Source organism: Streptomyces spongiae (genome assembly GCF_009377185.1).
GTDB classification, from domain to species: Bacteria; Actinomycetota; Actinomycetes; order Streptomycetales; family Streptomycetaceae; genus Streptomyces; species Streptomyces spongiae.
In genome coordinates this window covers 1-11916 of sequence record NZ_VJZC01000304.1, presented here as the reverse complement: position 1 = coordinate 11916, position 11916 = coordinate 1, and the positions used below count along the sequence as shown (strand labels likewise).

General features: G+C 70.9%; 10 protein-coding genes and 2 pseudogenes. 5 read left to right on the top strand and 7 right to left on the bottom strand.

Annotated elements, in window-relative coordinates; all coding sequences use genetic code 11:
- Nucleotides 1–152 precede the first annotated feature (152 nt).
- Genes FNH08_RS31305 through FNH08_RS31295 form a run of 3 tightly spaced genes read right to left on the bottom strand, consistent with a single transcriptional unit; the run spans nt 153 to nt 2838 of the window.
- Entirely contained in the window at nt 153–500 is a 348-nt protein-coding gene (locus FNH08_RS31305) for a DUF742 domain-containing protein (RefSeq protein ID WP_152774896.1), read from the bottom strand.
- Nucleotides 497–976, bottom strand: a complete 480-nt coding sequence (locus tag FNH08_RS31300; protein ID WP_152774895.1) for a roadblock/LC7 domain-containing protein — start codon at nt 974–976, stop codon at nt 497–499. Before FNH08_RS31300 ends, FNH08_RS31305 begins: the two co-directional genes overlap by 4 nt.
- On the bottom strand, nt 973–2838 hold the full coding sequence (locus FNH08_RS31295; RefSeq protein WP_152774894.1) for a sensor histidine kinase: 1866 nt from the start codon (nt 2836–2838) through the stop codon (nt 973–975). Before FNH08_RS31295 ends, FNH08_RS31300 begins: the two co-directional genes overlap by 4 nt.
- Nucleotides 2839–3210: 372 nt before the next feature.
- Here FNH08_RS31295 and FNH08_RS31290 point away from each other — a divergent pair, with 372 nt between their 5' ends.
- Nucleotides 3211–6219 carry an FAD-binding and (Fe-S)-binding domain-containing protein gene (locus tag FNH08_RS31290; RefSeq protein WP_152774893.1) on the top strand — a complete coding sequence of 1003 codons (3009 nt, stop codon included), beginning with the start codon at nt 3211–3213 and terminating at the stop codon, nt 6217–6219.
- A gap of 172 nt (nt 6220–6391) precedes the next feature.
- Here FNH08_RS31290 and FNH08_RS31285 read toward each other — a convergent pair whose 3' ends face one another.
- The gene (locus tag FNH08_RS31285; RefSeq protein WP_152774892.1) at nt 6392–6856 is read right to left on the bottom strand and encodes a hypothetical protein; all 465 of its coding nucleotides are present in this window, start codon (nt 6854–6856) and stop codon (nt 6392–6394) included.
- 190 nt (nt 6857–7046) lie between these two features.
- A pseudogene (locus FNH08_RS31280) lies at nt 7047–7340 on the bottom strand (serine/threonine-protein kinase); the annotation flags it as partial.
- A gap of 385 nt (nt 7341–7725) precedes the next feature.
- On the opposite strand from FNH08_RS31280, the gene FNH08_RS31275 reads away from it, so the two are divergent.
- From FNH08_RS31275 to FNH08_RS51010, 4 genes are all read left to right on the top strand, one after another.
- Entirely contained in the window at nt 7726–10068 is a 2343-nt protein-coding gene (locus FNH08_RS31275; RefSeq protein ID WP_322725820.1) for an immune inhibitor A domain-containing protein, read from the top strand.
- Between the two features lie 212 nt (nt 10069–10280).
- Entirely contained in the window at nt 10281–10634 is a 354-nt protein-coding gene (locus FNH08_RS31270; RefSeq protein WP_152774890.1) for a hypothetical protein, read from the top strand.
- 27 nt (nt 10635–10661) lie between these two features.
- Entirely contained in the window at nt 10662–10847 is a 186-nt protein-coding gene (locus FNH08_RS31265) for a hypothetical protein (RefSeq protein WP_152774889.1), read from the top strand.
- Between the two features lie 27 nt (nt 10848–10874).
- On the top strand, nt 10875–11012 hold the full coding sequence (locus tag FNH08_RS51010) for a type 2 periplasmic-binding domain-containing protein (protein ID WP_194238675.1): 138 nt from the start codon (nt 10875–10877) through the stop codon (nt 11010–11012).
- 377 nt (nt 11013–11389) lie between these two features.
- Here the strand turns inward: FNH08_RS51010 and FNH08_RS31260 are convergent, their stop codons facing one another.
- Both FNH08_RS31260 and FNH08_RS31255 read right to left on the bottom strand, forming a co-directional pair.
- Complete coding sequence (locus tag FNH08_RS31260; RefSeq protein ID WP_152774888.1) at nt 11390–11722, bottom strand: hypothetical protein; 333 nt, start codon at nt 11720–11722, stop codon at nt 11390–11392.
- Nucleotides 11722–11916: pseudogene (locus FNH08_RS31255) on the bottom strand (hypothetical protein); the annotation flags it as partial. The gene FNH08_RS31260 and the pseudogene FNH08_RS31255, both read right to left, overlap by 1 nt.

The window sequence follows — 11916 nt, the reverse complement described above, 5'->3', positions numbered from 1 at the left end:
GGCCGGGGTCGTGAGAATCTGCGACGCCGGAGGACACGACGCCGGAGGACACGACGCCGGAGGACACGACGCCGGAGGACACGGGGTCGGCGGACACGGGGTGGGCGGACACGAGGTCGGCGGACACGAAGTCGGAGGTTCTCGTACCGTCTTCAGAGGTTGCGGAGTCCAACGAGCACCTGCTCCAGGATGTCGGGATCGATGACCGCGGCCAGTTGCGGGTGGCGGGCGCTGACGCGGCCGGCGGCGAGGAGGTCGGAGAGCAGGACCTTGGTGATACTCACCGGCAGTCCCAGTTCGGCGGCGATCTCCACGACGGCCGTGGGTCTCTCGGCCAGCCGCAGGATCGCCGTGTGCTCCGACTGCATGCCGGGCGCCGGATCGCACTCGGCGACCACGAGCGTCACCAGGTCGAACGGGGTGTCGGGCGCCGACCGGCTGCGCCCGCCCGTGAGGGTGTAGAGCCGGTCGGGCGTGTCGTCCCTGCCGGGCCGGCTCATGAGGTGCGTGAGGCCGTACCGGGTGCCGGGCCGCTGACCGTGCGCGGCTGTGCGCTGAGGTGCTCGCCGAGCTGCTCGACCAGCTCGCTCATGTTGTGACCGACGAGGCCGGCGTCCGCGTCCTCGTCGGTGACGACGGCCAGGTGCGCGCCCCGGCCGGCCTCCACGATGAACAGGACCCCGCCGTAGAACTCGGCCATCGCCGACCGTACGCCCCCGCTGCCGTCGCCGAACTCCACCGAGGCCCCGTGGGACAGCGACTGGATGCCGGCGGCGATCGCGGCGAGCTGGTCCGCCTGGTCGACGGAGAGCTCGGGCGTGCGGCACAGCTTCAGGCCGTCGCGGGAGAGCACGAGCGCGTGCCGTGTGCCCGGTGTGCGTTCCAGCAGGCCCTCGATGAGCCAGGCGAGCTTCTCGTCGGCGGTGCTGGTGCCGGTGGAGCCAGGGGTGCCAGTGGTGCCGATGGGGCCGGTCATGAGGTGGGGTCACCTTCCGGGTACGGGTGCGACTGCGACTGCGACTGCGACTGCGACTTCGACTGTGTCTGTGTCTGCGACTGCGGTTGTGAGGGGGCGGGGGAGTGCGGTGCCTGTGGTGCCTGTGGTGCGTCTGGTGCGTCGTCCAGTGAGGTGGCCTTCGGGGCGCGTACGAGCTCGGCGCGGGCCTCCGCACGCCGTACGGCGCCGGCGCCCTCCACCGGTACCTCTGTCGGCACCGCCACCGGTACCTCCAGCGGCACCTCGGTCGTCGTGCCCTGGACCAGCGCCTGGTCCGGCACCGAGCCGCGTACGGCGCTTCGGAAGCTGCTGAACCGGGCGGCCCTGGCCCGGGGATCGGCGGCGGGCCGGGCCTCCGGGTCGGGTCGGGCCGGGACGCGGTCGCGGGTGCGGGCCTGGGCCGCGGCGAGGGTCTGTCCTCGGCGGCGCCTGGGCAGGGCCCCGGGCAGGTCGCTCGTGGTCGCAGGGCTCGCGGCCGGAGGGCCCGACGGAGAGCTGCTCGGAGAGCCGCTCGGTGACGGGTCCTCGGCGGACAGGCCGCTGTCCGGGCCCGCCGCGGACTCGTGCGTCGGTACGGGCTCGGGGTCCACGTCCTGGGGTGCGCGGGCCGTGGCGTACGACGCCGCCGCGAGGGGCGGCGGCGGTACGGGCTCCGACCGCGGGGCCGGGGCGGGTGCCGGGGCGAAGGCGCCGGCCAGCAGGTCCTGCGGGATGAGCATCAGTACCCCGGTGCCACCGCGCGCGGACGGGCGGAAGGACACCTTCAGACCGTGCTTGACGGAGAGGCGGCCGACGACGGCGAGGCCGAGCCGGGTGCCGGAGAGCCCGCCGAGGCCGGCGCCCTCGCCGGAGACGGCGCGTTCGGCGCGGCGCAGCTGTATGTCGCTCATGACGAGGCCCGCGTCCTCGACGGAGACGATGACCCCGGTGGGCACCTCCTCGACGTACACGTGCACTTCGGCGGTCGGAGGGGAGAAGTTCGCGGCGTTGTCGAGGAGTTCGGCGAGCGCGTGCATGACGGCCTCGGCGGCGTGTCCGGCGACGGCGGCCTCACTGGAGGAGTGCAGACGCACGCGCTGGTAGCCGCCGATGCGGCCCATCGCGCCGCGCAGGATGGACTCCATGGGGATCGGCCGCGCCCAGCGGCGGCCCGACCGCGCGCCGGCGAGCACGGCGACGGAGTCGGCGAGACGGTTCGCCTGGGCGGTGCGGTGGTCGAGGTGGAGGAGGTCGGTGAGGACGTCCTCGTCGGTGTGGCGCTCCTCCATCTCGCGCAGGTCGGCGAGGGTGCCGGTGGCGAGCGCCTGCATACGGCCGGCCGCGTTGGCGGTGGCGGAGACGGCGGCGGCCCGTTCGCTCTCGGCCTTGCGGACCCGGTCGGCGAGTTCGGCCTTCTCCTCGGCGAGGCGGGCGCGGTCGGTGGTGAGCCTGCGCCGCTCCTGCTCGGACTCCTCGGTGAGACGGGTCCGTTCGCGCTCGAAGTCCTCCGCGAGGCGCGCCCGTTCGCGTACGAAGTCGTCGGTGAGCCGCGCCCGCTCCTGGCGTAACTCCTCGGCCAGTCTGGCCCGGTCCTGCAGCAGCCGGCCCGCGTCCTGGGAGACGGCGTCGAGGCGGCGGCGGACGAGCCTGGTGGTCTGCGCGGCGTGTACGGCCGTCGCGACGGCGGCGGTGAGCAGCAGGGCGGCGGTGCCCGCGCCCCAGGCGAGCGCGGGTCGCGCCGACTCGGGTGCCATGGCGACCGACCCGCCGACCGCGAGCGCGGCCAGTACGGCGGTGAGCAGGGGCACGGGCACCAGGGCGCGGAGGGCGGGCCGTTCGCCTGGGGGGATGGGCGGCGTCATGAGTTGGTCCTCGGTCGTGGCCTCGGTTGCGGCCTCGGTCGTTCCTCGGCTGTGGCTCTGGTGGTGCCTCTGGTGGTGCCTCTGGGGCGTGCCTCTGGTCGTGCCTCAGTTGTGGCGTTGGCGTTGGCGTTGGCGTGGTCTCGGGGGCGTTTCTCCTTTTCTCCTTGATCACGTCCCGCCACAGGAGTGACACCTGGTGCTCAACTGGCGGTCACTATATGAGAGTTCGTGATCGGGTTCAGCGGGTTCAGCGGGTTCCGGGGGCGTTCTCGGAATGCGGCCGGGACATCTCGGTGGGTGACACGTGAGGGCGGCGGGCGGGGCGGTGGGTCACCGGACGGTCACTGTCAGTGGTGGGGGCATGCTTGGGGCATGACGGATCTCGGGGAAGTACGGGCCGGACTGGAGGCCGGGCTGAGGGCGGCCGTGCGCGGTGAGGTCGCCTTCGACGCGACCGCGCGGGCACTGACGACTATGGACGCCTCCAACTACCGCCGGGTGCCGCTGGGCGTGGTGGCCCCACGGGACGCGGACGACGTGGCCGCCGCGCTTTCCGTGTGCCGGGAGCACGGCGTGCCGGTCGTGGCGCGCGGCGGGGGCACGTCCATCGCGGGCCAGGCCACGGGCACGGGCGTGGTGCTGGACTTCACCCGTCACATGAACCGGATCGTGTCGCTCGACCCCGAGGCGCGCAGAGCCGTCGTCCAGCCGGGCCTGGTCCTGGACCGCCTCCAGGAGGCCGCCGCCCCGCACGGCCTCCGCTTCGGCCCCGACCCCTCCACCCACAGCCGCTGCACGCTGGGCGGAATGATCGGGAACAACTCGTGCGGGTCCCACTCGGTCGCCTGGGGCACCACGGCGGACAGCGTCCAGGAACTGTCGGTCATCAGCGGCAGGGGCGACCTGCTGCGGCCGGGCCGGGACTGGGCCGGTGCCCCCGACGGGCTTCGGGCGCTGGTCGAGGGAGAACTGGCGCGCCTGCGCACGGACTTCCCCTCCCTCTCCGGCCTCCCGCGCCGTATCTCGGGCTACGCCCTGGACGCCCTGCTGCCGGAGCACGGCGCGGACGTGGCCCGCTCCTTCTGCGGCTCCGAGGGCACGCTCGGGGTGCTGACGGAGGCGGTCGTCCGACTCGTCGAAGCCCCCCGCGCGCGTGCGCTGGCCGTGCTGGGTTACGCCGACGAGAGCGCGGCGGCGGAAGCGGCCGCCGGACTGCTCGCGTACGGGCCGCTGACAGTGGAGGGCATGGCGGCCGACCTGGTGCGCGAGGGGGCGGGGCTGCCAAGGGGTGGGGCCTGGCTGTTCGTGGAGACGGGCGGGGACTCGGCGGCCGAGGCGCGGGAGCGCGCGGAGACCGTCGTCCGGGCGGCGGACGTCGTGGACGCGCTCGTGGTCACCGACCCCGCTGCCCAGCGCACCCTGTGGCGCATCCGGGAGGACGCGAGCGGCACGGCGACCCGGATGCCGGACGGCGCCGAGGCCTGGCCCGGCTGGGAGGACTGCGCGGTGCCGCCACCCCGACTGGGGGCGTATCTACGGGACTTCCGGGCCCTGCTGTCGGCCCACGAGCTGCGCGGCACTCCGTACGGCCACTTCGGCGACGGCTGCATCCACGTCCGCATCGACTTCGACCTGATGTCGGACGCGGGGGTGGCCCGCTTCCGCCTCTTCTCCCAGGAACTGGCGGACCTGGTGGTCTCCCACGGGGGCTCGCTGTCGGGCGAGCACGGGGACGGGCAGGCACGGGCCGAACTGCTGCCGAGGATGTACGGGCAGGAGGCGGTCCGGCTCTTCGAGCGGGCCAAGAGCGTGTGGGACCCGGACGATCTGCTCAACCCGGGGATGCTCGTGCGCCCCGCGCCGCTCGACTCCAACCTCCGGTTCGCGGTGCTGCCCCGAAAGCCGGTGGACGTCGCCTTCGGTTATCCGGAGGACGGCGGGGACTTCTCGGCGGCGGTGCGCCGGTGCGTGGGCGTGGCCAAGTGCCGTGTCATGCCCGCCGGTTCCTCCGGCTCCGGAGCTGGGGTCATGTGTCCCTCCTTCCGGGCGACCGGGGAGGAGGAGCACTCCACGCGGGGCCGGGCGCGGCTGCTGCACGAGATGCTGGCGGGCGAGGTGGTCACGGACGGCTGGCGCTCGACGGAGGTCCGGGACGCCCTCGACCTGTGCCTGTCGTGCAAGGGCTGCCGCTCGGACTGCCCGGTCGGGGTGGACATGGCCACGTACAAGGCGGAGTTCCTGCACCACCACTACACCGGCCGTCGCCGCCCGGCGGCGCACTACGCGATGGGGTGGCTGCCGGTGTGGCTGGGCCTGGTGGCCCGCACACGGACGGCCCGGCTGGTCAACTCCCTCGCGTCGCTCCGCCCGTTGGCGTGGACGGCCAAGCGTGCGGGCGGACTGGCGGTGGAGCGGGACATCCCCCGGCTGGCGCGGGAGCCGTTCAGCCGCTGGTTCCGCCAAAGGCTCCGCGGGCAGGGGGAGCGGATGCTGGGGGAGCTGCGGGAGCGGGCCGTGGCTGAGGAGGGCGCGGGGTTCCCTCCGGACCTTCCGAAGACGGTCTACCTCTGGTCGGACACCTTCACCGAGTACCTCTCGCCGTCCGTCGGGCAGGCCGCGGTGCGGGTGCTGGAGGCGGCGGGCATCTGGGTGTACCCGACCCCCGCCATGAAGCTGAGGAAGTCGGCCGACGACGACTACGACTCGCCCCGCCCGAACCCGTACGGGATCCTCGGAGGCCGGGCCTGCTGCGGACTGACGTACGTCTCGACGGGACAACTGGACCGCGCCCGCAAGGTCATGCGGCGCACCCTGGACCTGCTGGACCCGCTCCTCGACCCGGAACTCACCCCGGAGCCCCCACCCATCGTGGTGCTGGAACCGAGCTGCGCGGCCGCCCTGCGCACGGACCTCCCAGAACTGCTCCACGACGACCCGCGCGCGGCCCGCCTGGCCGCCTCGGTCCTCACCTTCGCGGAGGCACTGGAGCGCTACGCCCCCCACTGGACCCCTCCCCGTCTCGACCGCCCGGTCGCCGGCCAGACCCACTGCCACCAGCACGCGGTCCTCGGCGACGCGGCGGAGCGCCGCCTGCGCGAGGCGGCGGGCCTGACGGGGGACCTGTCCGGCGGCTGCTGCGGTCTCGCGGGCAACTTCGGTTTCGAGAAGGGCCACTACGACGTGTCGGCGGCATGCGCGGAGGAGCAACTGCTGCCGACGGTACGGGCGGCGACGCAGGACACGGTGATCCTGGCGGACGGCTTCTCGTGCCGTACGCAGCTGGAGCAACTGGCCGGACGGAGGGGGCGGCACCTGGCGGAGGTGCTGGCGGAGGCGCTGGAGGGGAGCGAGGACGACAAGGCGGCCGGAGGGCGTCAGTGAGCGACAACGCGGACTGGGAGTTGACGGAGAACATCCGTGGTGAGCGCGCGCAGGCACCTTCCGAGCGGGACATGCGACAGCTCCTAGTCCGCCCGCCAGATCGTTATCTCGTACTGAGCGGACCGTTTCCGGGCCATAGCACCCGTTCCGGCCGCCGCCGTAAGCGTGGTGGTTAGCAGCCCCGAGTGAGGGGATCGAACTTCCCGTAGTTGACGCCCCGCCAAGTGATCCAGCCGATCGCAGCGACGCAGTAGTTCGCCGTGCCGGTCACACCAACGGGACCAGCGTAGTAGGAGAAGTCGCCGTCTTGCGGGGAGGATTGGGCGGTGCTAGTGCAGGTCCGCCCCTCGCCCGACCGCTGCGAGCATCGCATGATCAGGACGTAGGTATTGGCGGCGACGCCGTAAGAGGCGCCGCGGTGGTAGAAGCAGGCGCTGTTGGTGCCGCCGTTGCTGCTGTTGTAGTAGATGGTCAGCTCGCCGATGATGCTGCCGTCGGAGCCGCGGAAGGTCTGGCTGTGGGTGACGGTGCCGGAGCAGGAGGTGGCGGCCTGCGCGGGGGTAGAAGCTATCAGGTTGGCGCCTATGAGGGTGGCCAGGGTGGCGAGTAAGACCACGGCTCTACGACGGAAGTGCATGAGGTTCCCTTCTGGGGGCGATGATTAACGAGGATGATCGTGGATCACGGTAATGGCTCCCCCTATCGCGGCGCCCGCCTTTATCCGAGCCGCTGAAAGCGGTTTCTGTTCGCCTTCGGTCTGTAGCCCTCAACCCACCCTTGCCGCGGCACACCGACCCGAGGCGCAGTGCCCGCTCCGGGTTGTGCAGCCGGGCGAGGGCTTCCGTCAGGGAGGGCCCGGGTGCATATAGCGTGGCCAGCCAGGGTGGTACGCCGTCCGGCTCGGCGTCGATCAACTCGGCGGTGTACGCCCGCACCCGCCGCGCCGCCTCGACCTCCCGGCGGAACCGCCGCCGGAAGGCCGGATCGTCGGCCAGCTCCGGCCGTACCACCTTGATCGCCACCGGTCGGCCGCCCTGAGTGTGCGACAGGTAGTCGGTCGCGTCGATCATCGGCCTACTTCCCCCTGATCCCCTGGTCCCCTGAACCCTTGGCCCCCCGACCGAGAAACGCGCCCCGCATTACTGACACGTGTTGATTCGACGGCCGCCCCCGCATTGCACAGGCGAAAATCCATACGCCAATCCGAGAAATGCCGAACCCTGCGGTAGTAAGCGAAGCTTCGGCAGGCTGTTCGGCCTGGTCATCCGGCATCCTCAAGCGGTAAGTGCGCTTTTCCTGGCGGGTCGGTGAACTCGTTGTGTGGGCGGTAGAAAACGATCAACCTCATGCGGTGACTTGGTCAAGGAAAGGTCGGGATCTTTCTTTTCTCTCGAATCTCCAGTCAAATAAGGTCACTTGAATCCCACGCGTGTCGTGCGTCGCGGATGTCCCTGACCAGGACGCCTCTTTGCCGCAGCCGACCGCGTCATGGAAGGAACCCCCCAAGTGACCAACAGACCCTGGACGTTCAGGGCGGCGGCGATAGGCGCCGCCCTCGTCACGGCGGCAGCCACGTTCTCGACCCTCGCGGTGGCCCACGCCGACGAGGGCGCGCCGACGGCGTCCGTGGACCGGCACGACCCGGCGGACCACGCCGAGCAGGAGCACGACCTCGACGGCCCGGTGAGCAAGAGCCAGGCGGCCCAGCGCGAAGAAGCCCTGAAGCAGGTCATAGCCGGCGACGCCACGGTCAGGAACCGTGACGGCTCGCAGGTCGTGCGGCTGAAGAGCAGGAAGGGCGACAGCAAGTACGTCGAGCTCGGCCGCGAGAAGACCGACAAGATCTTCACGATCCTCGTCGAGTTCGGCGACCAGACGGACAGCCGCTACGGCGGCACGCCCGGCCCGCTGCACAACCAGATAGCCGAACCAGACCGGAGCAAGAACAACACGACGGCCTGGCAGGCGGACTACAACCAGAAGCACTTCCAGGACCTGTACTTCGGCACCGGCGACAAGACCGAGTCGTTGAAGAAGTACTACGAGAAGCAGTCCTCGGGCCGCTACTCGGTCGAGGGCGAGGTCTCGGACTGGGTCAAGGTCCCCTACAACGAGGCCCGTTACGGCTCCAACAAGTGCGACACCTGCGTGTGGGACGTCGTCAGGGACGGAGTCACCGCGTACGTCGCCCAGCAGAAGGCGGCCGGCAGGACCGACGCCGAGATCAAGGCGGACCTGGCGCAGTTCGACCAGTGGGACCGCTACGACTACGACGGCGACGGCGACTTCAACGAGCCCGACGGCTACATCGACCACTTCCAGATCGTGCACGCCGGTGAGGACGAGTCCGCCGGCGGCGGCGCGCAGGGCGAGGACGCGATCTGGGCCCACCGCTGGTACGCCTTCGGTGACGACTTCGGCAAGACCGGTCCCCAGAACAACCAGCGCGGGGGCACCCAGATCGGCGACACCGGCCTCTGGGTCGGCGACTACACCATCCAGCCGGAGAACGGCGGACTCGGCGTCTACGCCCACGAGTACGGCCACGACCTCGGCCTCCCCGACGAGTACGACACCACCGGCGACGGCGAGAACTCCACCGGCTTCTGGACGCTGATGTCGTCCGGTTCCTGGCTCGGCACGGGCAAGGACGTGATCGGTGACCTGCCCGGCGACATGAACGCCTGGGACAAGCTGCAGCTCGGCTGGCTCGACTACGACACGGCGAAGGCCGCGACGGACTCGAAGCACAAGCTGGGCGTCGCCGAGTACAACACGAAGGACAAGCAGGCCCTCGTGGTCGAGCTGCCCAAGAAGAAGGTGCAGACCGAGGTCGTGAAGCCCGCACAGGGCGCGACCCAGTGGTGGAGCGGCAGTGGCAACAAGCTGTCCAACACGTTGACCCGTTCCGTGGACCTCACGGGCAAGTCCTCGGCGGCGCTGACGCTCGACGGCTGGTGGGACGTCGAGAAGGGCTACGACTACCTCTACACCGAGGTCTCGACCGACGGCGGCGCCACCTGGACGGCCGTCGACGGTACGGCGGACGGCGCGGCCATCGGCCGTGACGGCAACGGCAAGCCGGCCCTGGACGGCACCACGGACGCGTACGAGAAGCTGTCGTACCCGCTCGACGCGTACGCGGGCAAGAAGATCGAGCTGCGCTTCCGCTACCAGACCGACGAGGCGGTGGCCCAGAAGGGCTTCGCGGCCGACGAGATCACCGTGACCGCCGACGGCTCGGCCCTCTTCTCGGACGACGCCGAGGCCGCCGACCCCGCCTGGACGGCCGAGGGCTTCTCCCGCATCGGCAGCTCCTACTCCACGGACTACGCGCAGTACTACATCGCCGAGAACCGCCAGTACGTGTCGTACGACAAGACGTTGAAGGTCGGCCCGTACAACTTCGGCTTCTCGACGACGCGTCCGGAGTGGGTGGAGCACTACCCGTACCAGAACGGCCTGTTGATCTGGAAGTGGGACACCTCGCAGGAGGACAACAACACCAGCAAGCACCCCGGAGTCGGCCTGATCCTGCCGGTGGACGCCCACCCGCAGCTCCTGAAGTGGTCGGACGGCACGCTGATGGACAACCGCGTCCAGACGTACGACTCGCCGTTCAGCCTGGGCCGCACGGACGGCATCACGCTGCATGACGCGGACGTGGCCACGAAGATCCCCTCCCAGAAGGGAGTGCCGACGTTCGACGACCACGCCAACACGTACTACGACGAGACGAACCCCACGGGGGCAGTCAGGATCACTGACACCAACACCAGGATCGAGATCCTCCAGGAGGCCTGGGACGGATCGACGGTCACGGTCCAGGTGGGCGCGGCGGTGAAGTGACCGGCACGCCCTGACCGACGAGAACGCGATCGGCCGCAGCCTCTGAGGAGGTTGCGGCCGATCCTGTGCCCACCGGCGCTCACGAGGCGGAGGCTCCCTCTCCGCGCCCCCGCACTCCGCCTTCGCGACTGTTCGTGACCGTACGGACACGGGGAGCATCGGAGTGATTCATCCCCAGCTCTCGGCAGGCGGGACCGGCAGGCGGGAGACGCATGGAACAGCACGGTGGGGAGATGGAGCAGGAGCGGCCTCCTGAGCCTCTGCCGGAACAGCGGGAAGGTCAGCGGGAAGGTCAGCGCAAGGACCTGCTGAAGGACCAGTGGAAGCAGAAGGACCGGATCACCGAGCACGTGGTCGGGCATGTGGTCGGCGGTGCGATCCTCGGCGTGATGGCCTGGGTGTGGACCCACAGTCCGACCGGTTTCGTACTGACCGCGTTCTGGGGCGCCGGCGTCTACGTATGGACCAAGACGCCTCGCGTGCAGAACCTGAGTGAGCGTCACCGGTTCCGCCTGGGCATCACGCTCACCGTCCTGTTCCTGCTGACGGCCCTGCTCGTCGTATGAAGAGATGAAGGTGCGAGGAGATGGCCAGTGGCCCCCGCGCATCACCCGCGACCAGCACTGGCGTTCATCGACTCCCTCCCCTCGGCCAGCCACATGCAGGTGCCGTCGTGGGGTGACGTGAAGCCAGACTGGCGGGCGGAGAGCCTGGGCTGGTTCGAGCCCACCGCGACCCCGGCGTGGCCCCGACGCCGCATCCGGGGGCTCGACCGGTGACTGCTGCTCGACGACCCGCTTCGGCTGGTGCTGCCTGCCGACCACCGGCTCGCCGACGGCACGGCCAGTCGCGGCATCGGCCTCGACCGGCTCGGGAACGCGACGTGGATCTCCGGCGCAACGGGCATTCCGAACAGGACCTGTCTGGAAACGGTCGCCGGCTAGTCCGGCATCGAGCCCCACGTGGCCTGGCCTACGCGTCCGCCGACTACCACGTCATCCTGGAGTTGGTCGGGCCGTGCGGGGGATCGCGCTCGCCTCCGACAGCATGCTCGCCGGTGCCGACCGCTCCCGGTCCTCGGTCTGCGCGGGCTCACTCCGGCCCGCGAGATCAGCATCGTGCACCGCCGACGGCCGACCGCACTCACCCAGGAACTCATAGTGTTCCTGCACACTGTCGCGGGCGCCCTGAGCCAGAAGGGCCCGCCCGGGCAGCCGTAGTCCACCGGAGTTTCGCTGCCGGACGGGTGAGACACAGGCACTGGCACTCAGGGCTACTCGCACTATGAGCGCTCCTCGGGCGGGCGCGGCGCAAGAACCTCCTACGGCCGGGGGTGCCGCCCCGAGGAGCCTCGCCGGCCTCTGCTCTCGGCGACGCGGAGCGCGTCCTGGAGTGCCTCGGTCAGACGCTCGGCGAGGAAGCGGAGTTCGCCCTGCGGGGTTCGGGGGAGCATGGCGCGGGCGTGGGCGAGGAGTTGTGTGCCCATGCTGAGCTGGATGGATTCCGTGGCGTCGGCCAGGCGTGACACCGGTCCGCCCCGGTCGTCCGTGATCAGGTAGCAGGGCTTGCCCTCGGCGCCGGGCCAGGGCAGCAGACGCGTTTCGCGGGGCTGGTGGGGTGGTTCCGCGCAGTCGGCCTCGGTCTCCGCTCCCATCAGACGACCTCCCACTCCTGGATCGCGTACGGGCCCGAGGCCTGCCATCCCATGGCCGCCAGGGCCAGTTCGCTCCGTCGTGCGCGTTGTTCGTGGGCGGTTACATACGGGCGTACGGCCACGGTGGCGGTGCCGTCGAGCATGGTGCCGAGACCGTAGGGGCTGCGGTGGGCGGGGAGAACAATGGATGCCAG

Coding starts and splice junctions, on each gene's coding strand:
- FNH08_RS31305 (WP_152774896.1), bottom strand. CDS start 500: ATGAGCCGGCCCGGCAGGGACGACACGCCCGACCGGCTCTACACCCTC.
- FNH08_RS31300 (WP_152774895.1), bottom strand. CDS start 976: ATGACCGGCCCCATCGGCACCACTGGCACCCCTGGCTCCACCGGCACC.
- FNH08_RS31295 (WP_152774894.1), bottom strand. CDS start 2,838: ATGACGCCGCCCATCCCCCCAGGCGAACGGCCCGCCCTCCGCGCCCTG.
- FNH08_RS31290 (WP_152774893.1), top strand. CDS start 3,211: ATGACGGATCTCGGGGAAGTACGGGCCGGACTGGAGGCCGGGCTGAGG.
- FNH08_RS31285 (WP_152774892.1), bottom strand. CDS start 6,856: ATGCACTTCCGTCGTAGAGCCGTGGTCTTACTCGCCACCCTGGCCACC.
- FNH08_RS31270 (WP_152774890.1), top strand. CDS start 10,281: ATGGAACAGCACGGTGGGGAGATGGAGCAGGAGCGGCCTCCTGAGCCT.
- FNH08_RS31260 (WP_152774888.1), bottom strand. CDS start 11,722: ATGGGAGCGGAGACCGAGGCCGACTGCGCGGAACCACCCCACCAGCCC.